This window comes from Litorimonas taeanensis, assembly GCF_003634015.1.
GTDB classification, from domain to species: domain Bacteria; phylum Pseudomonadota; class Alphaproteobacteria; order Caulobacterales; family Maricaulaceae; genus Litorimonas; species Litorimonas taeanensis.
Window position 1 is genome coordinate 1,507,979 of record NZ_RBII01000001.1, and the last position, 24,193, is coordinate 1,532,171.

The 24,193-nt window shown below is 48.4% G+C and carries 23 protein-coding genes; 6 read left to right on the forward strand and 17 right to left on the reverse strand.

Annotation, left to right across the window (positions count from 1 at the left end):
- Positions 1 to 17: 17 nt before the first annotated feature.
- The gene (locus DES40_RS06875) at positions 18 to 1,376 is read left to right on the forward strand and encodes an OmpP1/FadL family transporter (RefSeq protein WP_121099922.1); all 1,359 of its coding nucleotides are present in this window, start codon (positions 18 to 20) and stop codon (positions 1,374 to 1,376) included.
- Positions 1,377 to 1,548: 172 nt separating this feature from the next.
- On the opposite strand, the gene clpA is transcribed toward DES40_RS06875, so the two are convergent.
- The 4 genes from clpA to DES40_RS06895 all read right to left on the reverse strand — a co-directional run bounded on the left by clpA (position 1,549) and on the right by DES40_RS06895 (position 6,474).
- Entirely contained in the window at positions 1,549 to 3,885 is a 2,337-nt protein-coding gene (gene clpA, locus DES40_RS06880) for an ATP-dependent Clp protease ATP-binding subunit ClpA (protein WP_121099924.1), read from the reverse strand.
- A gap of 108 nt (positions 3,886 to 3,993) precedes the next feature.
- A complete protein-coding gene (clpS, locus tag DES40_RS06885; RefSeq protein ID WP_121100506.1) occupies positions 3,994 to 4,371 on the reverse strand; it encodes an ATP-dependent Clp protease adapter ClpS in 378 nt (125 codons plus the stop codon).
- A 71-nt stretch (positions 4,372 to 4,442) separates the two neighbouring features.
- Positions 4,443 to 5,648 carry an SIMPL domain-containing protein gene (locus tag DES40_RS06890; protein WP_170144912.1) on the reverse strand — a complete coding sequence of 402 codons (1,206 nt, stop codon included), beginning with the start codon at positions 5,646 to 5,648 and terminating at the stop codon, positions 4,443 to 4,445.
- Positions 5,641 to 6,474, reverse strand: a complete 834-nt coding sequence (locus DES40_RS06895) for an SIMPL domain-containing protein (protein WP_121099928.1) — start codon at positions 6,472 to 6,474, stop codon at positions 5,641 to 5,643. The genes DES40_RS06890 and DES40_RS06895 overlap by 8 nt, the downstream gene beginning before the upstream one ends.
- Positions 6,475 to 6,592: 118 nt before the next feature.
- Between DES40_RS06895 and DES40_RS06900 the strand changes: the two genes are divergently transcribed.
- The 3 genes from DES40_RS06900 to DES40_RS13495 all read left to right on the forward strand — a co-directional run bounded on the left by DES40_RS06900 (position 6,593) and on the right by DES40_RS13495 (position 8,714).
- Complete coding sequence (locus tag DES40_RS06900) at positions 6,593 to 7,534, forward strand: D-alanyl-D-alanine carboxypeptidase family protein (RefSeq protein ID WP_121099930.1); 942 nt, start codon at positions 6,593 to 6,595, stop codon at positions 7,532 to 7,534.
- Positions 7,535 to 7,623: 89 nt separating this feature from the next.
- Positions 7,624 to 8,490 carry a pantoate--beta-alanine ligase gene (panC, locus tag DES40_RS06905; RefSeq protein ID WP_121099932.1) on the forward strand — a complete coding sequence of 289 codons (867 nt, stop codon included), beginning with the start codon at positions 7,624 to 7,626 and terminating at the stop codon, positions 8,488 to 8,490.
- A 5-nt stretch (positions 8,491 to 8,495) separates the two neighbouring features.
- Positions 8,496 to 8,714 carry a DUF1272 domain-containing protein gene (locus tag DES40_RS13495; RefSeq protein ID WP_121099934.1) on the forward strand — a complete coding sequence of 73 codons (219 nt, stop codon included), beginning with the start codon at positions 8,496 to 8,498 and terminating at the stop codon, positions 8,712 to 8,714.
- Position 8,715: 1 nt separating this feature from the next.
- On the opposite strand, the gene DES40_RS06915 is transcribed toward DES40_RS13495, so the two are convergent.
- Positions 8,716 to 9,165 (reverse strand): YHS domain-containing (seleno)protein, encoded by a 450-nt coding sequence (locus DES40_RS06915; protein WP_121099936.1) that lies wholly within the window; start codon positions 9,163 to 9,165, stop codon positions 8,716 to 8,718.
- Positions 9,166 to 9,484: 319 nt separating this feature from the next.
- On the opposite strand from DES40_RS06915, the gene DES40_RS06920 reads away from it, so the two are divergent.
- Positions 9,485 to 10,111 carry a c-type cytochrome gene (locus DES40_RS06920; protein ID WP_121099938.1) on the forward strand — a complete coding sequence of 209 codons (627 nt, stop codon included), beginning with the start codon at positions 9,485 to 9,487 and terminating at the stop codon, positions 10,109 to 10,111.
- Positions 10,112 to 10,169: 58 nt separating this feature from the next.
- On the opposite strand, the gene DES40_RS06925 is transcribed toward DES40_RS06920, so the two are convergent.
- The 3 genes from DES40_RS06925 to DES40_RS06935 all read right to left on the reverse strand — a co-directional run bounded on the left by DES40_RS06925 (position 10,170) and on the right by DES40_RS06935 (position 13,032).
- Entirely contained in the window at positions 10,170 to 10,967 is a 798-nt protein-coding gene (locus DES40_RS06925; RefSeq protein ID WP_121099940.1) for a C40 family peptidase, read from the reverse strand.
- Positions 10,968 to 11,013: 46 nt separating this feature from the next.
- Entirely contained in the window at positions 11,014 to 11,442 is a 429-nt protein-coding gene (locus DES40_RS06930) for a MarR family winged helix-turn-helix transcriptional regulator (RefSeq protein WP_121099942.1), read from the reverse strand.
- A 138-nt stretch (positions 11,443 to 11,580) separates the two neighbouring features.
- Entirely contained in the window at positions 11,581 to 13,032 is a 1,452-nt protein-coding gene (locus tag DES40_RS06935; protein WP_121099944.1) for a leucyl aminopeptidase family protein, read from the reverse strand.
- Positions 13,033 to 13,202: 170 nt separating this feature from the next.
- Between DES40_RS06935 and DES40_RS06940 the strand changes: the two genes are divergently transcribed.
- Entirely contained in the window at positions 13,203 to 14,588 is a 1,386-nt protein-coding gene (locus DES40_RS06940) for a tetratricopeptide repeat protein (RefSeq protein ID WP_121099946.1), read from the forward strand.
- Positions 14,589 to 14,755: 167 nt separating this feature from the next.
- On the opposite strand, the gene DES40_RS06945 is transcribed toward DES40_RS06940, so the two are convergent.
- The 9 genes from DES40_RS06945 to DES40_RS06985 all read right to left on the reverse strand — a co-directional run bounded on the left by DES40_RS06945 (position 14,756) and on the right by DES40_RS06985 (position 24,125).
- Positions 14,756 to 15,718 carry a type II secretion system F family protein gene (locus tag DES40_RS06945; protein WP_121099948.1) on the reverse strand — a complete coding sequence of 321 codons (963 nt, stop codon included), beginning with the start codon at positions 15,716 to 15,718 and terminating at the stop codon, positions 14,756 to 14,758.
- Between the two features lie 13 nt (positions 15,719 to 15,731).
- A complete protein-coding gene (locus tag DES40_RS06950) occupies positions 15,732 to 16,712 on the reverse strand; it encodes a type II secretion system F family protein (RefSeq protein ID WP_121099950.1) in 981 nt (326 codons plus the stop codon).
- Positions 16,713 to 16,715: 3 nt separating this feature from the next.
- Complete coding sequence (locus DES40_RS06955) at positions 16,716 to 18,116, reverse strand: CpaF family protein (protein ID WP_121099952.1); 1,401 nt, start codon at positions 18,114 to 18,116, stop codon at positions 16,716 to 16,718.
- Positions 18,117 to 18,122: 6 nt separating this feature from the next.
- Positions 18,123 to 19,874: an AAA family ATPase gene (locus DES40_RS13470; RefSeq protein ID WP_147405868.1), complete on the reverse strand. Its 1,752-nt coding sequence runs from the start codon at positions 19,872 to 19,874 to the stop codon at positions 18,123 to 18,125.
- Between the two features lie 87 nt (positions 19,875 to 19,961).
- The gene (locus DES40_RS06965) at positions 19,962 to 20,639 is read right to left on the reverse strand and encodes a CpaD family pilus assembly protein (protein ID WP_121099956.1); all 678 of its coding nucleotides are present in this window, start codon (positions 20,637 to 20,639) and stop codon (positions 19,962 to 19,964) included.
- Positions 20,640 to 20,648: 9 nt separating this feature from the next.
- On the reverse strand, positions 20,649 to 22,145 hold the full coding sequence (locus tag DES40_RS06970; RefSeq protein ID WP_121099958.1) for a type II and III secretion system protein family protein: 1,497 nt from the start codon (positions 22,143 to 22,145) through the stop codon (positions 20,649 to 20,651).
- Positions 22,146 to 23,015 carry a Flp pilus assembly protein CpaB gene (gene cpaB, locus DES40_RS06975; protein ID WP_121099960.1) on the reverse strand — a complete coding sequence of 290 codons (870 nt, stop codon included), beginning with the start codon at positions 23,013 to 23,015 and terminating at the stop codon, positions 22,146 to 22,148. It abuts the gene before it with no gap.
- A 257-nt stretch (positions 23,016 to 23,272) separates the two neighbouring features.
- Positions 23,273 to 23,857 carry an A24 family peptidase gene (locus tag DES40_RS06980; protein WP_147405869.1) on the reverse strand — a complete coding sequence of 195 codons (585 nt, stop codon included), beginning with the start codon at positions 23,855 to 23,857 and terminating at the stop codon, positions 23,273 to 23,275.
- Positions 23,858 to 23,936: 79 nt separating this feature from the next.
- Positions 23,937 to 24,125, reverse strand: coding sequence for a Flp family type IVb pilin (locus tag DES40_RS06985; protein WP_121100508.1), 189 nt, complete (start codon positions 24,123 to 24,125; stop codon positions 23,937 to 23,939).
- Positions 24,126 to 24,193: the final 68 nt, after the last annotated feature.

Here is a 24,193-nt window from a genome sequence, read left to right on the forward strand (position 1 = left end):
CGAGGATTTTGGGCACAATGTTCAACAAACCAAAAATAATGATGCGTTGCCAATATATCAGTGGATTTACTGTGGCCGCCTTTATGGCGACTATGACCATGCCCACAACAGCGCATGCCGGTAGTTTTCAAATTAATGAGAACTCCGCCATTGACCTAGGGCGAGCGAATTCTGGCCGCGTCACACAAACGCAGGACGCCTCTATCGCCTATGGAAACCCTGCGCTCATGACGCAATTTAAACGCCTGACAATTACGAGTACGCTGAGCTATATTGATGGGAAAGGTGAGTTTGTCGACCTGGGCTCTACGGATGTGTTAGGGCAGCCATTGGGCAATGAACCCGGTGATTTTTTCGACAATGCCCCTGTCCCTGCCTTTGCCCTTGTTTATCCCTATAATGAAAAGCTCGCTTTTGGATTGTCAGTCAACGCGCCTTATGGCCTTTCGTCAACCTATGAGGCGGGTGATATTCAGCGTTACCAAGCCCTAGGCTCGGCTCTCACAACCATCAATGTGAACCCTTCTTTTGGTTATGCCCTAAGCGATACGCTCTCTATTGGCGGCGGCATCAGCCTACAATATGCCCATGCAGATTTATCCAGCGCTATTGATTTCGGCGCTGTCTGCTTTGCACAGCTTAACCCAACCAGCTGCGGCGCCTTGGGCCTTACGCCGCAATCAGCGGATGGAGAATTAGAGATAATCGGAGACGATATTAGCTTTGGATATAATATTGGGCTCGCTTTCACACCAACGGACAACTTAACACTCGGCGCGCATTACCGCTCTGGCATAGAGCACCGTTTAGAAGGGGACGCAGAAATTACTGTGCCTGCACAGGCTCAGCCTTTAACCGCCACAGGTGCTTTTATAGACACGCAATGGGGCGCGGGTCTCCCTTTGCCCGGCGTCTTAGAATTTGGCCTTCAATGGAAGGCAACAGAGGCTCTTATGCTCTCGGCGAATTTCAACCGTACTGAGTGGTCAGATCTCCAATCACTAGATGTTGATTTTGATAATCCCGCCCAGCCCCCGACAGGTGAAGAATTATTTTATGATAATTCCAATCGTTACGCAGTAGGAGTTGATTACGCCGTCAGCAACAATTGGACTCTCCGCGCGGGTTATGCCTTTGATGAAAGTCCGTCCCAGATTGATGCCCCCACGGCCCGCATTCCAGATAGTGATCGAAACATTTTTGCGGTTGGCGCGAGCTATTCCGGGTGGGATTTTGCTGAACTTTCAGTGGGATATAATCACTTTAATTTCAAAGACACGGCCTTTGACAAGCTTGGCCCTACGAATGACCGCGTTTTGGGTACATCCAAAGTCAGTGTGAATGTTTTCGCCATGGGGCTGACGAAATCATTCTAGCCGTCCCTGATTAAGTGCGCGGATTAAGTGCGCTTTAATTACAGAATGCAGTAAGCTACGCTGTCATACGGCTATTGGTTTTTAAATATATTGCCCCTTTAATTAAAATGACCCGAGGCGTCTCCGCCCCGGGTCATTCTTTAGGTATATATCGGCGCTAAACCTTATCAGTCTAAGCGTCTTCTTTTGGGTTACCCTCAGGGGACGGCAACCCCTTTGACTTTCCCGGCCCCTCGATATTTTGCTTGGCAGGTGGAACAATTTTGAAAGTAAGATTTTCTTTCTTTCTGTCCACACCGACTTTGACGAGGCCGCCTGTTTTTAGCTTGCCAAATAAAATCTCATCCGCGAGCGGCTTTTTGATATATTCTTGGATCGTTCGGCCCAAAGGACGCGCGCCATAACGCTTGTCATAGCCTTTTGTCGCAAGCCATAGGTTAGCGCCTTTTGTCAGTTCAAATTCGATCTTCCGATCCGCCAGTTGTGCTTCAAGCTGAATAACGAATTTGTCTACAACCTTGCCAATATCTTCTGGCGAGAGCGGTGCAAATGAGACGACAGCATCTAAACGGTTTCGGAACTCTGGTGTGAAACGACGTTTAATAGCTGCGTCTTGCTCGTCACTTTTTGTTCCACGTCCAAAACCGATCTCAGCTTTCGCTGCATCAGCCGCGCCCGCATTCGTTGTCATAATGATGATGACATTGCGGAAATCGACTTTGCGGCCATTCGCGTCGGTGAGGAAACCATTATCCATGACTTGCAGCAAAATGTTGTAAATATCGGGATGCGCTTTCTCAATTTCGTCCAATAATAAGACTGAATGCGGATTTTGATTCACAGCATCTGTCAGCAATCCGCCTTGATCATACCCGACATAGCCAGGAGGCGCGCCGATTAGGCGCGACACGGTATGGCGCTCCATATATTCAGACATATCAAAGCGGAGTAATTCCAAACCTTGTGTCATAGCCAGCTGCTTGGCGACTTCAGTTTTACCCACACCAGTAGGCCCCGCGAAAAGGTATGAGCCAATTGGCTTATTGGGTTCACGAAGTCCTGCACGGGCAAGTTTGACCGCAGAGGCGACTTGCTCAATGGCTTTGTCTTGGCCAAAGACCATGCGCTTTAAATCCATAGGCAGAGATTTAAGCGCTTTCTCATCATCCCGTGAAATGGATTTCGGTGGGATGCGGGCAATCTTTGCTATGACGGCCTCAATCTCTTTGATATCGATTTTCTTACGGCGTTTTTTCTCTTCAACCAGCTTTGTACGCGCGCCGGCTTCATCGATTATATCAATCGCTTTATCAGGAAGCTTTCGATCCGTGATATGACGCACAGAGAGGTCAACCGCGCCTTGTATAGCCGCTGCCGTATATTTCACGCCATGAAACTCTTCAAAATAGGTCTTTAACCCTTGCAGGATTTTCACCGCATCTTCGGCTGTGGGTTCGCTGACATCAATTTTCAAGAAGCGTCTTGAAAGCGCGCGATCCTTTTCAAAATGCTGGCGATATTCCTTATAGGTAGTCGACCCCATACAGCGCAGCTTCCCACTCTGAAGGGCTGGCTTTAATAGATTAGAGGCATCCATAGCACCGCCAGATGTGGCACCTGCACCAATTATCGTATGAATTTCATCGATAAATAGAACCGCGCCAGGCGTGTCTTGTAATTTCGTGACAACAGCTTTTAACCGTTCCTCGAAATCACCGCGATATCGCGTACCTGCCAATAAAGCGCCCATATCCAATGAATAGATCGTTGCATCCAAAAGGACGTCAGGCACTTTCTCGTTTACGATACGCCGAGCAATACCTTCGGCAATTGCCGTTTTACCGACGCCTGGATCCCCCACAAGAAGCGGGTTATTTTTGCGACGACGCGAGAGCACCATAATACAACGCTCGACTTCTTCGTCTCGGCCAATAAGCGGGTCAATATCACCCTCTTTGGCTTTTTGATTCAGGTTGACGGTATATTCTTGCAATGGATCTTTTTGCTTAGCCTCATCGCCATCAAGCTCTTGGCCCGTGCCTAATATTGGCTTGGTGACATTCGCTTCGCCGTTCTTTGAAATACCATGACTAATATAGTTTACGGCGTCATAGCGCGTCATGTCCCGCTCTTGCAGGAAGTACACGGCATGTGACTCGCGCTCAGCGAATAAAGCGACGAGCGCATTCGCGCCGGTGACCTCTTCGCGGCCAGATGATTGTACATGAATAACGGCGCGCTGAATGACGCGGTGAAAACCAGCGGTCGGACGCGCTTCTTCGAAATCCTCAACCGTCAAAGTTGATAAATCTTCGTCTAAATAACGGGTTACATCGGCCCGAAGGGAATCAATATCGACATCGCACGCCGTAACGACGGCAGCTGCGTCTTTATCATCCAATAAAGCGAGTAATAAATGCTCTAATGTGGCCAGCTCGTGTTTACGATCAGTTGCCAACGTCAGAGCACGGTGGATGGTGTCCTCTAATACAGGGGAAAATGAAGCCATTTAATTATCCTTCTTTCTGACTACCAGATTTGGGAAGGAATTGCCCAAAATCAAGGCGTATATATGTCGGTACTGCAAAATATAGGCAGGTGATTAATCTTTCGACAATTACTCTTTTTCCAAAGTACACTGTAACGGATGTTGATTACGCTTAGCAGCATCCATGACCTGTGTGACTTTTGTCTCTGCAATTTCATATGTGTACACACCGCAGGTACCGATACCTGTCTGATGGACATTAAGCATGATTTGAGTGGCCTCTTCTGAGGACTTTTTAAAAATTCCCATCAGAATAGAGATAACAAATTCCATTGGTGTGTAATCGTCATTCATCAAAAGAACACGATACATAGACGGTTTTTTCGTCTTGGGCCGCGCTTTGGTGGCAACACCGCGTTCAGGCGTGTCGTCGCCTGTGTCTCCTTCCTCATTATCGCCTGCAAGGCGCGGAGAAAGGTCAATATTATATGGAATCAGCGTTTTCATTGGGGTCAATGTAAGGGCTGAGCCAAGATTTAAAAGAGGCATAAATCGTACAATTGGGGATGATAACGCTCTTAATCCTCCTCAACGACCACGGTTCCGTCTATGACAGTCTTATAATCATATTGAAGCACGGCGGAGACAGTAATGGTTTGCGGACCTGACAGGAGCGAGAGGTTGAGCGCGTTATTCGACGAAACTGGGTTAAAATTTTCCACAGACACCGCATCTACCTGACTTTGATAGGCGTCTAGCTTAACGGGTATTCTTGTTGCTGTGACAATAATTTCGTCCTCTGGCCCGCCATAGGCGCCTCCGCCGGAATAGTCTTGAACCCTTTTAGCGGCCATTGGAACGGGCGAAATTGCAGGTGCCATGACAGCCGCGTCTCTATCCATGACATAGGGTTCAGCCCCTGTATTGCGCCCCGCCCTATTCACAATCGCAGGCTGAGGGCCGAAACGGCCTGTGCGTGCGGGACGGCCAATATTAAACCCGACAATTTCGCCCAGCTCTGCCTTAGTAATCCGCGCGATCATCTCGGCTTTTTTACGCGCCTGCGCCGCCGCTTGGCTTGCCGCTTCTTGGTAAAGGGCGTCATAATTAGAAAAATCATATCCATAGAGCGTGGCCGTCTCTACACCCGCTTGTGACAAAGCCTGTAATACCGCACCTGTATCATCTGGCGGACTGAGGCGGATAACCATATCTGTACTCACCTCTATCGTCTGAGTCGCGCAAACGGCCTGCTTTATACGGGGTTTGGGCGCACGGCGTTTCGTTTTTGTATCGCCCCTATCATCAAGCCGCTTGTTGAAATAAAAGTCATTCACAATTTCTCTATGTCGCTGCCAAGCTATTTGATTTTCATTTCGGCAAGTTTCGTCATATTCTGGGGAAGAAGAAAGCGCCGTAAAACCCGTTTCCGCAGATCGTCCATCCAGCGTGTTTTGAACGGCATTGACGACTTCAGACACTGCGCCAAAAGCCACTGACTCATTTTTATTTTTTGACGATATGCGCGCCGTAATCACCGCTATATCGGGTATCGCCTTTACTTTGCCTTGGCCAGTGACGACAAGCGGGTCTGCCTTAAAAGGCTTGGGTTGTTCATCGCCATGCTCATATTCTAGCCAATCCGCGTAATCTTCCGCATCACCAAGGTCGATGAATATACGTTTATCTTGGACAGGCTGACACGCCGCCAATAGTCCCAAGCCAATGATAGTGCCAATGAAAGCGCCAAAGATATGGCCCTTATTCACGCGCCCGCTACTCATAGGTAAAGTCCAGAGCAATGGCCGCAGACACAACCTGCATACCCGCTTTGAGGTTGATATCAGTAACAGCGACGGGGTCTCCGCCTTCAACCAGTTGAGAGCTTTCCCCCGCCCCTGACGTACTAATAACAGGCGGCGCAACACTGCGTTGGTCATAGGTCGCGCGGTAATTGTTCAAATCAAGCACACCGGTAATATTAGCCCCTGCTGCCGCCGCAAGACGGTCGGCCTTCTGCCGAGCATTTTTAACGGCTAACTCACCAGCCTGTAATTCAATCTCATCGATATTCTTGATTCGATATCCTTCGAGTTTCAACCGAATAGCACCAGCTTCGGAAAAACGCGCCAAGGCAATCCCCGCGGCATCGGGCGGGCCACCTGTGAAAGTGAAAGAGAGCGAAGCCTGCTGTGCAATATCCTCGCAAACACGCTTTTTCACACGGGCTTCCCCTTGGCGAAGCGTAGAATTTGTGCGGTCAGCCTCTTGGTTAAACAATAGACATTCTGGGTCTTTCACCCCAATTGTGTTGACCGAAGCAAAATTAAACTCTGACGTCGACAGCGCCTCGATGTTTTTCACACCCTCTTGCATTGCATTGACAATATCTGCGAGGGCATTCATCGCAATTTGTGCATCATCATCTTTTTGAATGATGGCGCCAGAAAGAATAAATGTGTCAGGCATGACTTCGACTTCGCCAACGCCCGTTACTGACAGTGTTTTAACCGTGTCTTCATTCAATTCGATTTCATTTTGGACTTGGCAGGCAGCGCTCAATAAAGCCGTCATAGAAATCGCGAAAATCGCCATTTTTTTATGCATCATTCTTAACTCCCCCTTGGCCTCAACATCTTAAAGTTATGCCTGCATCTAAATACAGGTCAAGGCGAAAAAGTAACCTTGCGTTAACCCTGTTGTAAGGCTTGGTGCCTATCCCGCTATTATGCGCCCTCTGATTTTTTCAGTCTTAATTTCATTCGTCTTAATTCTAAGCGCGCCCCTTGGGCATGCGCAAAATACTGCTTCATCGCCTACGGGGCGTTATGCCTCTATCATCGTCGATGCTGACAATTTGGATGTCGTACACGCCCGCCAAATCGATGCCTTGCGATACCCAGCTTCGCTGACCAAAGTGATGACGCTTTATCTTGCCTTTGATGCCCTCGCAGCCGGAGAGTTACATCTTAATGAGAAAGTCAAAGTCTCTGCCCTTGCGGCCCGTACGCCCCCGACCAAATTGGGGCTTCGCAGTGGACAAACCGTCAGTGTCGACACATTACTTCGTGCTATTGCTGTCCGTAGCGCAAATGATGCCGCTGTTGTCTTAGCCGAGCGCCTAGCCGGCAGTGAAGAACAATTTGCTGTCCATATGACCGCTAAAGCCCGTAGTTTAGGGATGCAGAAAACGACTTTTAAAACAGCCAATGGCTTGCCGCATCCTGAACAAGTCACAACGGCGCGCGACATGGCTAAATTGGCGAATGCCGTTTTAACGCATCATAAGCGCTATTATCATTACTTTGGTTTGCTGACTTTCGATTATGGCGGTCGCACCTATAAGAACACGAATAAATTATTGCGTGAACGTGATGATGTTGACGGTTTCAAAACAGGTTACACACGAGCAAGCGGATATAACTTAATTGTTTCTGCACGGAGAGATGGTCGACGCCTTATTGCTGTCGTCTTGGGCGGCGCAAGCGGGGCCTCGCGTAATTCCCATATGGAAGATTTGATCGAGCGCGGCTTTGAGGTGATGGAGAACAGTCCAGCCTTTGTCACCGTTACAAGGCAACCCACAAACACCCGCATTGTGCATGAACCTGTCCCTGATATACGGGCGCAATTACGTTCGATTCCAGCCAATACGCCAACACGCCCTTAACGTATTTTATTCCATTATAGCGTAATTATCTTGATAAAATCGCATTTGAGTGCTTGGAGTAGCTTTCTGTCTTTAATGCGGGATTCTTAATGACAACCACGCCGATTATCAGCCGCACACAACGTGAATTACGCGGGCAACTTGCTGAATGGCGTGGCTCAGGAGACCGTATAGCTTTTGTCCCCACAATGGGCGCTCTGCATGAAGGGCATTTATCATTAGTACGTCTGGCCCGCAAAAAAGCCGAACGAGTTATTGTCTCAATTTTTGTCAATCCCACACAATTTGCCCCAGGTGAAGATTTGGAAGCCTATCCCCGTACCGAGGCCGCTGATTCTGAAAAATTGGCCGCCGAAGGGGTCGACCTCATCTACATTCCCTTGCCTAACTCAATGTATAATGCGCACCATGCTACAGCCATTAAAGTGGGCGGCGTCGCCACAGGGCTTGAAACCGATCACAGACCAACATTTTTTGATGGCGTAGCCTTGGTTGTGACTAAACTCTTTAACCGCGTTCAACCTGATGTGGCCATTTTCGGCGAAAAAGATTATCAGCAATTGGCCACTATTCGCCGTTTGGTCGAAGATTTAGACATGCCCATTCACATTATAGGGGCCCCAATTGCCCGTGATGAATATGGCTTGGCCTTGTCCTCCCGAAATCAATATTTCAATGCGCAAAGCCTCGCAAAAGCAAGGCAACTCAATACCATTATGTTTGACTGCGCCGAGAGTATGGAACGCGGAGCCAATGTAGACCGCGCGGCAGAAGACGCAGCTCAGGCCTTACTAGACGCCGGGTTTAGCGGCGTGGATTATGTTCAGGTTCGCAGTAAAAACTCTCTTACAGTACTTGAAGGCGGAGTTTTGAATAAACCTGCAAGACTTTTGATTGCTGCACATTGTGATGGGGTACGCCTCATCGATAACTGCGCCGTGAATGTCAAAAAATAGACATCATGCTAGAGATGCGGCCAAATTGTGAAATTTGCGACTGTGACTTGCCAGCCACGAGCCCAATTGCAAAGATTTGCTCTTTCGAATGCACATTTTGTCAGAGCTGCGTCTCAGATAATTGCCCAAATTGCGGCGGAGATTTACAGTTCCGCCCCACTCGAACGGGAAAATCGCTTGAGCGGCACCCAGCCTCAACAAAACGTGTTTTAAAACCCCGTTAGATTATTCAAGAATATCAGGCCAGCGCTCATCCGCCATCTCAATAAAGCTCTCTTTATCGGCCAGCCATCTGTCACGAATACGATCATTAAAGTTCAAATACAGGCGGCCATTTTCAACATACCAATGTTTTGGACTCCCTTTTGCCAGCTTTCCGCGCGCTATGGCCCAAGCACAATATCCGCCATATTGCGGCGCAAAGGCCGTAGGATTGGCAAGGAATAAATCCCGGTTTGCTTCGGTTTGAAAATGCCATGTGGCCCCTTTATATTGGGCTGAAAACTCAGACTTGCCGAGCTGGGGCGTACCGACAAAGAAACTCACCGTGTCATAGCCGCCCACAGCGATATTATTGCGCCATGACGTATAAATCGGTTTTTCATCCGCCGCCGCATAGCTTGGCGTGAAAAGTGTAAGACCCAAGAGAGCCGTAATAAGGACATATAATTTCATGTTTCCTATTTACCCTGAAAGCTATTCACCACCAAATCACATTCCTGCCAAATGGCGTGAAGTAACAAGACGTCATCAAAAATGTGCTTCGCTAATAATGAGCAAAACCGAGACTGATTCTCATTAATGAACCACAAGTTTTGCTGTTCACGGCTTGCCCCTGCAAAAAATGCTAAAAAATAGGCCTAAACCCTTTGCGACGGTGTGCCGCAAGAGGTTTTCCATTTGCTTTCGTGATATATGTTTATATTAAGACGACAAAATAAATTCGGTCTTCCACTCGAAGGCCTAAAATCAGACCCCAGAAGGAAATCGTCCAATGGATGAACTTGGTTTTAATAAAATTGCCGCCGCTGTACTAGCCACTGCGCTTGGCGTCATGTTTTTAAGAGAATTACCGCATCAACTGATGCACAGCAATGCACCTGAAGTGCCTGTCTATTCCGTTGGCCCAATTGAAGTGGCATCAAGCGAAGACGTGGTTGATCTGCCCTTCCCTCAACCAGAATGGGTTGCGGCAATGGATGCAGAACAAGGCGCTAAAGTCTTTAAAAAATGCCAATCTTGTCACAAGGTCGAAGAAGGTGCCACAAATGGTACAGGCCCAGCTCTATGGGGCGTTGTCGGAAATCCGACGGGCACACATCCTGGTTTCTCTTATTCAACAGCTATGACCTCTACAGGCTATAACTGGACTTTCGAAGAACTAGACGCTTTCCTCAAAAAACCTGCAGCACACCTTAAAGGGACAAAAATGGCCTTTATCGGCTTAAAGAAAGCAGAAGACCGCGCGGCCGTTATCGAATATCTCCGCATTAATGATAGTACGCCAGAAGCGCGCCCTGTCGCTGTGGTTATGGAAACAGCTGAACCCGTTGTGGAAGCCCCTGCCGAAACAATGGAAGACGTGATAGAAGACGTCACACCGGCACCAGAAGGTCACTAAGCTTATATTTTTAGTCTTATAAAGGGTCTCAATTTGAGGCCCTTTTTTTATGGGGTATTTACAGCCGCTTTATTGAACGCGGGGTCCCAATACGGGCCACGGCATCAGCATACGGTTCTTGTGCTGTCGCCATGTGAAAAGCATTGGCGTGCAATAAAGTTTCGCTATCTGTCATGATTCCGACATGCCCTGGCCAAAAAATTAGATCCCCGCGCTTTAGGGCCCCCGCCACCGTTTCACCCAAGGCAGCCTCTTGCATATCCGCATCTCGCGGAGCGTCTTTTCCCGCGGCGCAGAATGCCATTTGCACCAATCCCGAACAATCGACGCCCATCATGCCTGTGCCGCCCCAAACATAGGGCGCTCCAATAAACTTCAGAGCTACAGATACAAAGTCCTCTCCTATGGCCGCCGCCTGAGAGCGAACATGTTTCTTATGTATGAAGTGCTCTGTCGATAGTTTTATAAAATCATCTGTTTCTTCTATCGCATGAACAAGCGAATTCATGGGCAAAGCCATACGAATGCGGGATTTTATATTTGCCGCAGAAAAAACAGGGGCCCGCAAGGCTATCACTGTATGCGTCGCAGAGGTGAGTGCCTGAGAAATCGCCTTTCGCGATACATAGCCCACATAACCTGCTCTCTGGCTGTTTTTCACCAAAGGATAAGCTTGCCCCCAAACCCATAGACGACTTTGCGCATGAACGGAAAAACGTTGACCAAAAAGGAGTTCAGTTTGCTGCCCTGATCGCAAAGATTTATTGTCATAGAGTGTTGTTGAGGGCCTTATAATTTGCCCTTGAAACATAGTTTTAGGATGGGGCGTAGGAAGCGTTATGCGCGGGTCAGACATAAACCCTGAATATCAGTCCTGAAGAAGAACTCAAACAGATAAGAAACTAAGCAAATTCAGTTTGAATAAGACGCGCAAAATCCCGTAGGTAATTAATACCCCCAGACGTGCGGCGCATAATCACCGAGCGCTTATCCCGAATATCAGGCGCGCGCTCTACATAACCATATTGGCTCAGACGGTCTATGGCACGGGAAATAACAGCTTTTGTGACGTTTAAATGCTTTGCCAATGACCGTACAGTGTGCGGCCCCTCTGAAAGATAAACCGTCATTAAGACGGCCATTTGACGAGACGTCAAATCCGGTGAGTCCCCCTGAACAGACTGCATCGTCACCCGGTGCCAAATATCTAAACCTTCTGACAAATTGACTTTTGCGCGCCGAATAGGCTTGGGTGCAGTATGGGGACGAGGCCGCGAATTATTCTGTACTGGCGTTAAAAAAACGACCGTATTATCCGTGGCATTTTCCATTTACTGACCCCTAATCCCTGTTACGAATCAATGAATCGCACAGACGGGATTCTTCGGTCAAGGCGCAATCAATCGAAGAAAAGGCAAATGAGTCTAAGGCCTTAAAACGACTCTATTTTTTCTTAAGAAAAAATTAACCTATTTTGACAAATCACCGTTCAGGCCGCCCGCTTTCAACCAAAAATAGAGCGCGCGCACCCCATACATGTCCCCACCCTTGGGGTGAGCCGGACGCGAAGATGGGTTCCAACCATAGGTATCAAGATGCATCCAAGGGGTGTTTTTGACAAATCTTTGCAAGAATAAAGCCGCCGTCACACACCCAGCAAAGCTCCCCCCAGAGTTCTTCATATCAGCGATTGGAGAGCTTAACATTGAATAATATGGCGCCCAAAGCGGCATACGCCAAAGTGGGTCGATTTGTTTTTCACCCTGCGCCAAAATATCCGCTACAGGCTTTTCTCGGTTACAGAAGAACGGCGGCACTTGTGGACCAAGGGCAACACGGGCCGCCCCTGTTAGAGTCGCAAAGTCGATTATTAATGCAGGGTCTGATTCCGTCGCCTTACATAAGGCATCACCTAGAACCAATCGTCCTTCGGCATCCGTATTATCAATTTCAATCGTCAACCCGGCACGTGAAGATAAGATATCACCCGGACGGTACGCCCCCGCCGAAATCGCATTTTCCGCAACGGCAATTAAACAATGCAAGCGGATTGGCAGATCATTTTCCATGACCAATTTTGCCAAAGCCAGCGCATGGGCTGCCCCGCCCATATCTTTTTTCATCAACCGCGCTCCAGATGCACCTTTGATATTCAGACCACCCGTATCAAATGTAATCCCCTTACCCACGACGGCCAGTCTTGGGTGAGACGGGTCCCCCCATTCAAACTCTACCAATCGCGGGGCTTCATGTGCGGCGCGGCCAACCGCATGTATCATCGGGTAGTTTTTCTCTAATAATTCATCACCAATGGTTGTTGTTAATTCTGCGCCAAATTCCGCGGCCAGATCCATTGCCGATTGTTGCAAAGCCACTGGCCCCATATCCCCGGCAGGCGTATTGATTAAATCGCGACACAGGGCCGTTGCGCCAGCGAGCGACAACACCTCTTTAAGCTTTGTCCCATCTTCGACCACCAAAGTCGGAAATTGTGTGGTTTCCTTTAAATATGTTTCAAATCGATAGGCACCGAGCCCCCAAGCTGTCAGCGCAAGATTCATCGTCCAATCTTTGGGAATATAAGCCAGTTGATAAAACCCTTGCGGAAGTACCGATGACAATCCGCCCATACGTATCGGGCCCATTGCATCGTCCTCTTGTGGGCCGGCTCCATAGAGCACTGCCGCGATTTGACCTTGTGCATTGGGCAGACGCACTCTTTGACCTGCCTCCCCCGTAAAGTTCCGAGCCTTGGCAAAGTTTAAGGCCACTTCATCAAATTGTGATTTCAAAATCTCCCAGTCCTTTGGACGGACAGCATATATCGGCGTGATAGAGGCGATTTCTATATCGCTAAGTTCAGTCTTTAGGACCAACACGGCATCATCCTGTGTTCCATTCGATTGTAGGGCATCTGACATAGTGTTTCTCGTGTCTTTCTCGTGAGATCTCCGTCTGATTACAAATCTGCAAACTCAGCAGATACTAACGAAGCATTAACTGTCTCTGTTTACGTTTGTTAACGGAATCATAAATAGGTGCAAGCGTGGTCTGACAGACAATACGTTTTACCGCAGGTGAAAGAGCCAACATGCCTCGAACACAATTACGCGCCATCTTAGCCACAAGCGCTTTGGCCCTATTCTTAACGGCCTGCGCTGCCGCGCCGCAATATTCACCCGCAGAACAAGAAATGTCAGAGACGATGGGCAAAGAGAGCTTTCAACCCGCCCCTCGTTCACTTCGAGATAGTATCGAGACGCAAGAGCTTTTAGCGCAAGCGGCTTTTTGGATGCGTGAATATGAACTCAACCCCGCCGACCTCGAAGCGGCGATAAAGCTGTCTGCAGCTGTTCGCAAAGTCGGCAATCCGCAGCGCGCTGTGGAAATCACACAAACGACGCGCGCGCTTTATCCCAGAGACCCGTATTTAACGGCAGAATATGCCGCGGCTCTTATTGCCTCGCAACGGGCGGGGGATGCTATCGAACCTCTAGACCAAGCCCTGACTTACGCCCCGGCATATGGGCGGCTTTGGTCATTAAAAGGCGCCGCGCTTGACCAACAAGAGCAATATGCTCTGGCTAGAAAACACTATGGCCAAGCGTTAAAGATTACGCCAAATGACCCCAGCGTCATGGCCAATTTAGGGCTGTCTTATGCTCTATCGGGCGATCCTCAAAACGCAGAAATGTGGCTACGCCGTGCGGCCTCTATTCCCGGCGCTTCCAAAAGCGTTCATCAAAATCTAGCCCTCGTATTGCAAATACAAGGTAAAACCGAAGAAGCCGAGAAAATGGCGCGCTTGGCCGCTCAGCAAAGCTCGGGCCAGATGCCAAAATTTAACAGCCAGCCAGCACATCAGTTACGCGGATCTGTACCCTTGGGCAACGCACCTCATACGGCCCTATCAAGACCCAGTACATTTAACACGCCGCCGCCCAATGTGACGACAACAAATTCGCCCTCTATTACGAAGGCCACTCAAGGGCAATATGCGCCAATATCAGGTGGACAATCCATTCCGCCACAGCCTGATTATAAGGCCAGCGCAACCACCTATCCCAATGCTATGTCAGCGAGCGACGCTGCCCGCCAAGCCGCTCGGCAATCCTCTCAGCGTTCCTCTGCCGCCGCCATAAGCCCCAATCAGCGTCAGCAACAAGATGATATTCTTGCTAAACTAGCGGGTAATGTCGGCGCGCGGCCTGCTAACCCTGCACTTCGCCAACAGGCCGTTCAACAGCAAGGTGTTATGGGGCAAGTGCAACAAGGCTCAACGCAAACCCCTTATTACCCAGGGCGTCAGCAACAAATACAAAATGGCTATAATCCTTATACGCAGACACAAGATGGGCAGGCTTATCCGCCGCAGCCCTATGCGAATACGGAAAATTATCAGCCAGCACCCTCTACAACATACACGCCCTCTACAACATATACAGAGAGCCGCGGCGCGGCGCGCACACGCCGTTAATTATGCGGCTTATCGCAGACTAAAATAATCCATGACTTATGGCTGTGGCTTTCGCATGGCTTGAGCTTTTATCGCTCTAGCTTCAATAGGCTGACACGCATAGCCTAAGGTCAATTATGCGTGTTTGGTTGTTTTGATCTTGAAGCCTCAGCTATGAGGCATTCTTTTTAACCTAGCGCACTTCCAAGGCGCATGGCGGCTGGCGTCAAGATAACGATAAAGAGAACTGGCAAGAAGAATAAAATCATTGGCACAGTCAGCTTCGCCGGCAGAGAGGCGGCTTTCTTTTCAGCTTGCATCACCCGCATTTGGCGGTTCTCATTGGCCATTGTGCGAAGTGTATCGCCCAAGGGCGTACCGTAACGCTCGGCCTGAATAAGGGCGGTCGATACGGCCTTGATACCCGGGTGATCATTACGTCTTGCAAAGTTTTCATAGGCCACACGGCGGCTTGATAAATATGATAATTCCGCTGTTGTCAGAGAGAATTCCTCAGCCAATTCAACAGAACTTTCGGCCATTTCTTCTGCAACGCGGCCAAAGGCTAATTCAACAGACATACCCGATTCCACACAGATTAAGAGCAAATCAAGAGCATCGGGGAAAACAGGGGTAATCGCCGCCAAGCGTTTACCCGCAACATTCTTTACATAAATCCCGGGCAAATACAGACCAGTCAGGGTCAAACAAAGCGTTACAAAGATATTCTGCGCCAGTGACCATTCGCGCACATTTAGCACGACAAAGAAAACAATACCCAAGACAGTCAGGACAATTGGCATAATCAGGCGGAACAAATAGAATGTATAAATAGGCTGTTGGCCACGCATACCCGCTTGGGCCAGCTTATCCTTAATGTCAGAAGCCTCTAATAGTTTTTCCAAAGAGAACCGATCAACGAAATTCTTTGAAAATCCTTTTTGATTACTGCGTAAGCCAGTATTTTTATTCAGCTCTTCTTTCCGTGATTGCTTTAGGCTTTCACGCGCGTTCGCCACGGAATTCATCCGTTTTTTAAGCTTATCCCCTTCGAGGAGCGGCGAAACAATCATATAGAGAGTGGCCACCGTCAGCACGGAAATCAACAGAAACGCCGCGTTCTGGAAAAGGGTCATTGATTCAGCTGTCATAGCGAGCCCTTCCTTAGAACTTAAAGTTAATCATTTTGCGCATCATATATGTTCCCATGAACATCATGACGGCGCCAATCATTAAATTACGTTGGCCAGTTGGCGTGAAATAGAGCTCTTTCATATAATCTGGCGACATAATCGTCACCAAGACCATAACCACAATCGGAAGCGCCGCGATAATCATCGCAGAAGCTTTGGCTTCAGAAGATAAGGCTTTAATTTTTTCCCGTAGAATTTTACGCCCCCGTAAAACAGTAGACAAATTCGAGAGACTTTCCCCCAAATTACCACCTGTCGTTTTTTGAATATTCAATACTGTGGCAAAGAAGTTCACTTCTGAGATAGGCATGCGTTCATACATTTGTTCTAGGCAGACCTCGATTGGAATACCGAGGCTTTCGCCTTCCACAACGCGGCGAAATTCAGCGCCTAAGGGGTCTGGACTTTCATGGGCAATGATTTTCAAACAATCACCCAAAGGCAAACCTGTCCGTACGCCGCGCACAATAATATCCATCGCATCAGCAAAATGCGCCGTGAATTTCTTCTGACGTTTATTGATAGCTGCATTTAAAATAAAGCGCGGCAGACCAAATCCAACGACAAATGCCAAGCCCGCACAAACAAGAGGTTTAGCCCCTAATACAAAAGCCGGCCCCCCCGCAATAACGGCGAGAATAGCTGACATTATCATGAAGTTTTCTTTCTTCATTTTCCAATCGGCTTGAACCAAACGCATTTCCAATGACTTGGCTTTTTTCTTTTTACGTTTTTGACGTTCTTCAATCTTAGACAGAGACTCTTCGATTTGTTTCCGACGTGAGCCTGAATCCTCAACCTTAAGGCGGCTTAACAGCCCATTTTTGGTGTCTTTTTTGCCACTCAGAGCCGATACGCGTTCATCGCGCTTACCGCCTCCATCCATAAGGATATAGGCAGCGACTAAAATAAACACGCCGCCCAGAACCGCTATAAGGGTTGTTTGATCCATGGGTTAGCTACCCGCCTCGTCCAAGGCCTGCGCCAGTTCTTTTTCAAGGTTAAAGTAACGCGCGCGATCCCAGAATGCGGGCCGAGCAATACCTGTAGATTTATGCTCACCAATAATTTTGCCATTCGCATCTTCACCGTCCATTTCATAAACGATAAGATCTTGGGTAACGATAACGTCGCCTTCCATACCGATGACTTCGGTGATTTTTGTAATACGACGAGAACCATCGCGAAGACGTGTCGCCTGAACAATAATATCCACGGAGCCCACAATCATTTCGCGAATAGTTTTCGCAGGCAGTGAGAAACCGCCCATTGTAATCATAGATTCCAAACGCGAAAGGGCTTCACGTGGGGAGTTAGCATGGAGCGTTCCCATTGAACCATCATGGCCTGTGTTCATCGCCTGTAAGAGGTCAAAAGCTTCGGGGCCACGCACCTCACCCACGATAATACGTTCTGGACGCATACGCAGACAGTTTTTCACCAAATCTGACATGGTGATTTTACCCTTGCCTTCAAGGTTCGGAGGACGTGTTTCAAGGCGCACAACATGAGGCTGTTGAAGCTGTAATTCCGCCGCATCTTCACAAGTAATAATCCGCTCATCAGGATGGATAAATCCAGTTAAACAGTTCAACAAAGTTGTCTTACCAGAGCCCGTACCGCCAGAAATAACAATATTACACTGACAGGCCCCAATAATTTCCAAAACCCGCGCGCCGGCTGGAGAAATAGATTTAAATCCAACCAAGTCGGCCAGACGTAATTTATCTTTCTTAAATTTCCGAATAGTGAGCGCCGGCCCATCAATTGAAAGCGGCGGCGCAATCACGTTAACCCGTGAACCGTCCAGCAAACGCGCATCACAAATTGGCGAGGCTTCATCAACGCGCCGGCCCACTTGAGACACGATACGCTGACAGATATTCATAAGCTGCGTATTATCGCGGAAACGAATATTCGTTTTAATCATTTTACCATTGGTTTCGATGAAGACGTGCTTCGCGCCATTCACCATGATATCGGCGATGTCATCCCGCATTAAGAGCGGTTCCAGCGGGCCATAACCCAGAATATCATCACAAATCTCAGTGATGAGTTGGTTTTGTTCAGCCACTGACAGACGGACATTCCGAATGGCAATAATTTCATCAACAATCGTCCGAATTTCTTCGCGCGCTTTATCTGATTGCATCCCAGCCAAGGCCGAGACGTCAATCGTTTCAAAAAGCGCATTAAAGATCGTCGCTTTTGTGTCGTAATATTCGCTTGAAGGCTCTGCGCGAGCCGCTTGGTTTTCCTTAGCCGGTGACGGCGCAGCAGAAGGCGCTGGCGTCACAACCTTCTTTTCGGTCGCGGGTTTGGCTAAAGCCGCAGATTCTGAGCGTTTACCGAACATGGACGATTACTTTCCTTTTTTCAAAAATGAAAAGAGAGAGGATTTCGCGCCGCCAGCACCAGCGTCAACAGCGCCCTCTTTTTTAGCTTTCTTAGAGCGGCCTTTCCGTCCTTTTTGTAGGTCCATCTCTGAGGCGAAGCGGCCTGTTCTGAGGCGCTCACCCAAATATTGTAGCCCTTTGACAGTGCCTTCAGCAGACTTCACTTGGTCAAGCATTTTGCCTTCATTGGCCGCTTCAAAAAAGCTGTCTGGGTCAAAGCTAATGACAAGGTTAGGTTCTAAGCCAACTGCAGACGCAAATTCCCGCATGGGAATTTCTGCATTTTTTGACATGCCCGTTTTATTTAAAATTAGAATTGGATCAGGGTCATTGGGACGCTCTGCCCGTAAAAAATCTACGAGGTTCTTCGTATTGCGTAAATTCGCAAGGTCAGGCGTCGCTGTGATGACGACATCATCAACACCTGTCAGAATATTCGTTGTCCAATCTGACCAGAAATGCGGCATATCCAAAATTGTAACAGGACTGATAGAGCGCACACCATTCACAACAGCTTCGTAAGCCACTTCGTCCAAAATAGGTTTTGAATTTAAAGAGCTTGCTGCGGGAAGAATTGAGAGCTTTTCTGTATGACGGATCATGATGCGATCGAGCAAAGTTTCGTCAAGGCGGTCTGGTTCTGAAAGGGCTTCTTCTAACCCTTGTGCATTATCATATGCGAAATCGAGACCCGTTGTGCCAAAAGAGCTATCCAAATCGACCAAGGCCGTTTCTTGTTTCATATGTTCAGACAAGCACCATGCAATATTATGAGCCAGAGTAGACGAACCCACGCCGCCTTTCGCACCAAAGAATGCCGCCACACGTCCCACAAATGGCGCCTCTGGATCAGAGTATAAATCACCAATTGAACGAATGAGCGTAAGAGGCAAAAGCGGCGGTACGATATAATCGGAAACACCTTTATCAATTAATTGGCGATACAGCCGAATGTCATTGGCGGCGCCAATGATAATAACTTTGGTGCCTTCATCACAAACTGACGCCAAAGATTCGAGCTGCGCAAACAATTCCGCGCCGCGCATACCCGTCTCAACCAAAATGAGGTTTGGTGTGTTTTCTTTGTGATAAAACTCAGTCGCGGCCGGTAATCCGCCCATGTAAATCTTTGTATTGACCCGTTTCATACGCCAATCACGGGTCATGTCATTGATAACGGACGCTGTTTCTTGGCGATCACAAAAAGCCTGAATAGAAATTTGCGGCAAAGCTTTTTCACCGCCTTCACGGGCTGATTCTTCTTCGTCGCCCATCATCGGCGGCATGCCCATTTGCGGCATGCCCATCGGAGGCATACCTTGAGGCGGCATACCTTGAGGCGGCATACCTTGAGGCGGCATACCTTGAGGCGGCATACCTTGAGGCGGCATACCTTGTGATGCGGGCTGCATTTGGCCTTGGGGCATAAATCCTGGCTGCGGAGCCTGAGGCATATGCGGGTTTTGGCCGGGCATAGGGGGACGCGGCGCCATATGTTGCGGTTGTGGCTGCGGAGCCGGATAGCCTGCAGGTTGTCCACCTTGTTGCGGATAAGCAGGCGGCATAGCCTGCGGCGCAGCTTGTTGCGGGGCCTGAGGCGGAAAACTTGGTACGGCTTGCGGCATGATTTGCGGCGGCGTCATCGGACGCGGAGACGGGACGGGCAATGGAGAAGCCGTTTGCGTAGGTTGTGGCGTAGGTATTGGACTTTGTGTCATGGGCGTTATCCGGTCATTTCCGTCTTAAGGCCAAGACGTGTTTGCGCAGACTGGCTGACGTTCATATGTCTTGGAAAAAAGTTCACTCTATTCACTCTCAAATGTCGTGACTTGCAAAGGCGGCCGTTCAGAAGCCGTTGATTCACCTTGGATATATTTGTCATAGACAACAGTCCGGCGCTGTGAATTTGGAGAGGTCGTCGCATAAGGTTCTAGCAATTGCCGCGGATCAGAAATCATCGCCGCAAGATTGGCCGATTGTGAACATCCAAATGAGGCATAAGGCTCATTATTATGCGTAAAGCTCAGATCATCCATAAACCGACAATCGGCTGGGATAGCTTTCAATGTCCGATATGACACAACAACAGGCGCTGGGGCATTCGGTGTAGATTGGTATTCCCCGACCTGTAGAGCCGCAGGATTAATCCCAGATTGCGCCATCATCGTGCGCAGCAATGTATCTGTTTGCTGGGCCCCCATAGTGGATTTAGAGGCAGAAGGCATATTCATATAAAGGGGGCCATCGCCGCTTTGTCCATAAGCCTGTAAAAACTGAGCCACGGCATAGCTATCTCGCGCCGATAGCTCCAAACCCGTCGAGCGTGTATAAAGCTCAAGACGCTCAACGCTTTCAGCCACTTTTATCGGGCTGCGCATAACAGTTTGCGGCAGGTTAGAAGATGGCGACGCACAGGCCGATAAAACGGCCGTACCCGTTGCCGCCAGAACCAAATTCAGGAGTAATTTATGAGCATGTTTCATTGATTTCTCCTAATCCACCACATGACCAAAGGGGCCGCCCAAGGTTGGCTCTTTCAGCGGTGGCTTACCATTTGCGGCATAGACTTCGTTTAAACGGCCCATCAAAAATGAGTTCGTATCATTTGTAGCTTTAAACCCGTCGAGCGGCGTCTGTAATTTGTCAGGGTGAGTAGCATCCACCAAATATGGCGTGACCATCACAACTAATTCTGTTTGTGTGTTGGTTGTATCACTATTGCGGAACAAAGCGCCCAATCCAGGGATGTCTTTCACGCCCGGCGTGCCATCACTAGCGCTGCGGCTTTCTTCGCGGATAAGACCCGCAATCACGAGGCTCCCCCCTGCTGGCATTTCAACAACGGTATTGGCCCGGCGTACTCGCAAACCTAAAATATCCGAAGACAACCCGCCCGTTTCAAATGACCCTTCGGTCGTCGGCTCTGAAACTTCTGTGGAAATATTAAGTGAAATCAGCCCTTCGCTCAGCACAACAGGCGTAAAGCCGAGTGAAACACCATAAGGCTTAAACTCAAACTCGCGTTGGGTTTGGCCAAATTCATCAATAAAGACATTTGTAAGGAGTGGGAATTCACCCCCGATAAGCGTATTGGCCGTCTCGCCCGAAATAGCCGTCAAGCTGGGCTCTGCGAGCGTGCGAATAAGACCGACACGCTCTAAGGCTTGCATAGCGCCTGTGATATTCTGAATATCCCCGCCCGCAGGTACAAATGTACCATTTGCGGTTAACCCAGTCGCCGACTCAATGGCGTTATTGCTGACAAGTGAGACTGTTGATTCGCCTAATTGCGCCACGGCGCCTAGGTTAAAGCCAAGCTGTTTTGTGACAGAGCGCTGCATTTCTACAATGCGGACTTTCAACATGACCTGATCGCGGCCTTGAATGGACATAAGGTTGACAATTTCGCCCGGAGCATAAGTGCCTGCCGCAACCTCGTTCAGCCATAACTTCGCAAGTTTTTCAACTTTATCGGCGCTCGCTGCATTTTGCACAGACCCTGTCAGCAAAATATTATTGTGAACCGCCTGTACTTCTACATCAGCATCGCCAGCATGTTTTGCAATCAAACTTGCCAGCTCTGAAATATCGCGTTCAACACGAATATTTAAGTTCAAGAGCTGCTGGTCATTTTGGCCATAGAAATACACATTTGTCTGACCGGCCTGTTTGCCAATCAACACGGTTCTTTGGGTTGTATGAGCCACAGCTTCTACGACATCAGGGTTTGAAACAATAACCTGTTGAATCCCTTGGGGGAGTTCGACGACTGAAGACTTACCATAAGGTAAAACTATTGACCGTTCATTGGCGCTTTGGTTTGGGCCTTGAATGTTAATCGAAGAGGCCGTCACCTTATTCATATCAGCATAAGACCGCGTACCCGCTTCTGCACTAAAGACCGCCATTGATAAAAGACAGAATGATGATCCTGCCAAAAGAGCGCCCTTTCGGGCGGGCTTTATGAATTTGTTCGGAAGATACGTCATTTATTGACCTCTTATCGCAACACGCTGAGGCTGACCGGAACGGTAAACAACCAAGTCTGGCGGCGTAACTTCTTGTTTGTAAACAGATTTCTTTGCCTTACTTGCCACGATAGAGCGTGAACTATTAATTCCTCTTAGGGTCAGGCTAAGCTCTCCTGATGATTGAGCCTCTTGTAAAAGAACAGTATCAGCCGGGCTAAGTTCAAAAGTTGCGGAGGAACCAATGACATATGGCTCTCCCTCTGGATCTGTCGCATAGGTTTGATCAATGGCGAGGACTTGGACATTCTCAAATAATATATTTGAGATATGCACTTCGTCTCGGACGATGCCGCTAGATTGATTAGAGGATTGCGTATTTCTCTGAAGATCAAATTGTTCTGTTAAAATTACATCCACACGGTCACCGGGCTGAATAAAACCACCCGCCGCAGTTTCAACAGAAATGCGCGTTGTGACAGCTCTCATGCCTGGGCTGATAAGCGACGCCAAAACACCTTTATCACCAGCCAGAACCACTTTTGCATCAATAATAGGTTCACCTTCGAAAATTGCATAACGCGCCCGTGCATTTGCATTTTCAAACTCTTCCATAGCTTGAGGACGGTCCTCTTCGGCATTTGTAATCAATGTCGGTAAGAGGCTTTCTTTTGGCCATGGCACCCAAGACACAAGATCGGAATTCAACTGGGCGCCCATTGGTATATCGGCGCTTGCCATAAGGACTTCTACATATTCCACTTGCTCAACAACGGGTTCCACAGACGTCGCCACAACAGGTTCAGGCGTCAAAAACGTCTTATAGCCCACAAATGTCACGACAAGCAGGCCGCCTAAAAGCGCGAGTTTCTTGATTTTTCCGCTATCCATAAAACCTCACAAGACCAAAAACGGTCGTCACCTATGGAATCTATAGGTCGAGATTCCATAAATTATGGTTAAGACGTAGGAAATTACGGCAAAGAATTCGTTAACAAAACTGGGATTTGCGAAGTTTTCATGAGGTTCAACAGTGAATAAATCACAATTAGCAGTAACAGACCTTAGAAATGAAGCCTTTGGAACCACACCAACACAAGCTCGTCCCGCTTAGAGGCTGCCCAAAGGCTTATAGAGGATTTAAGGGGTTAAAGCCCGACGACAGCTTTAAATATGGCGCTATCCGGCAAGGTAATAAGCGCCGCTGCCGCCAGTGCCAATCCATAAGGCATCTGCTTTTCTTCTTTGAAAAGCCCATACCCCCAAGACGAGGTTGCAATACTAACAGGCGCATATTTACGGCCGACGAGTAAAAGAGCCGCCAAAACACCGCCAATTATGCCGACCCATAGAATATAGGTAAAGACATCGGCCCAAGTCCACCAAAGCGATGTTGCGGCCAAAAGCTTTGCATCGCCCCCGCCGAGCCAGCCCAGTGCAAACATAATAAACCCTGCCGCAAAGACAGTTAATCCAACGAGTAAATGCTCCCCTAGATCGGGCAAGCCTGTCCATGAAAATGGGATTGCGATAATAAAAAGCGCAACAACTGCTAGGCTGTTACGGTTAGATATTTTCATATTGGACGCATCCGTAATGGCCGCCCAAAGCATGCAGAGTGAAAAACTGAAAAAAATTACAAAAGGCATTATCACTTTGGCAACCCACGGTTTATCAGCATACGGGTAAGGACGCCTTACTTCATCATGCTGCATTATTACTTCGTTGGTCACAGCCTAACAAAATAGTCTTAATATCGGGTTTCTCTTCCCGGTCAGACTTTAAAAACTAAAGATAGGCCTTAGAGCCTCACTAAGGATCAGCCGCGGCTTCGCCAGTCGATTCGGCTGCTGTTTCAAATTTTCCGCTAATGGCGACCCCAAGTGACCCGGCCGCGGATATAATACCCCCTGCAATCAGAGCTATTATAACAGCGTATTCAATTGCCGTTGCGCCCGTTTCATCAATGAGGAAACGATAGAAAATATTGTGATACTTCATACTTCCTCCTAAAATCATCTTATAGTCTTACAAAAAAAGCCACCCTGCTGGGTGGCTTTGACAAGGGG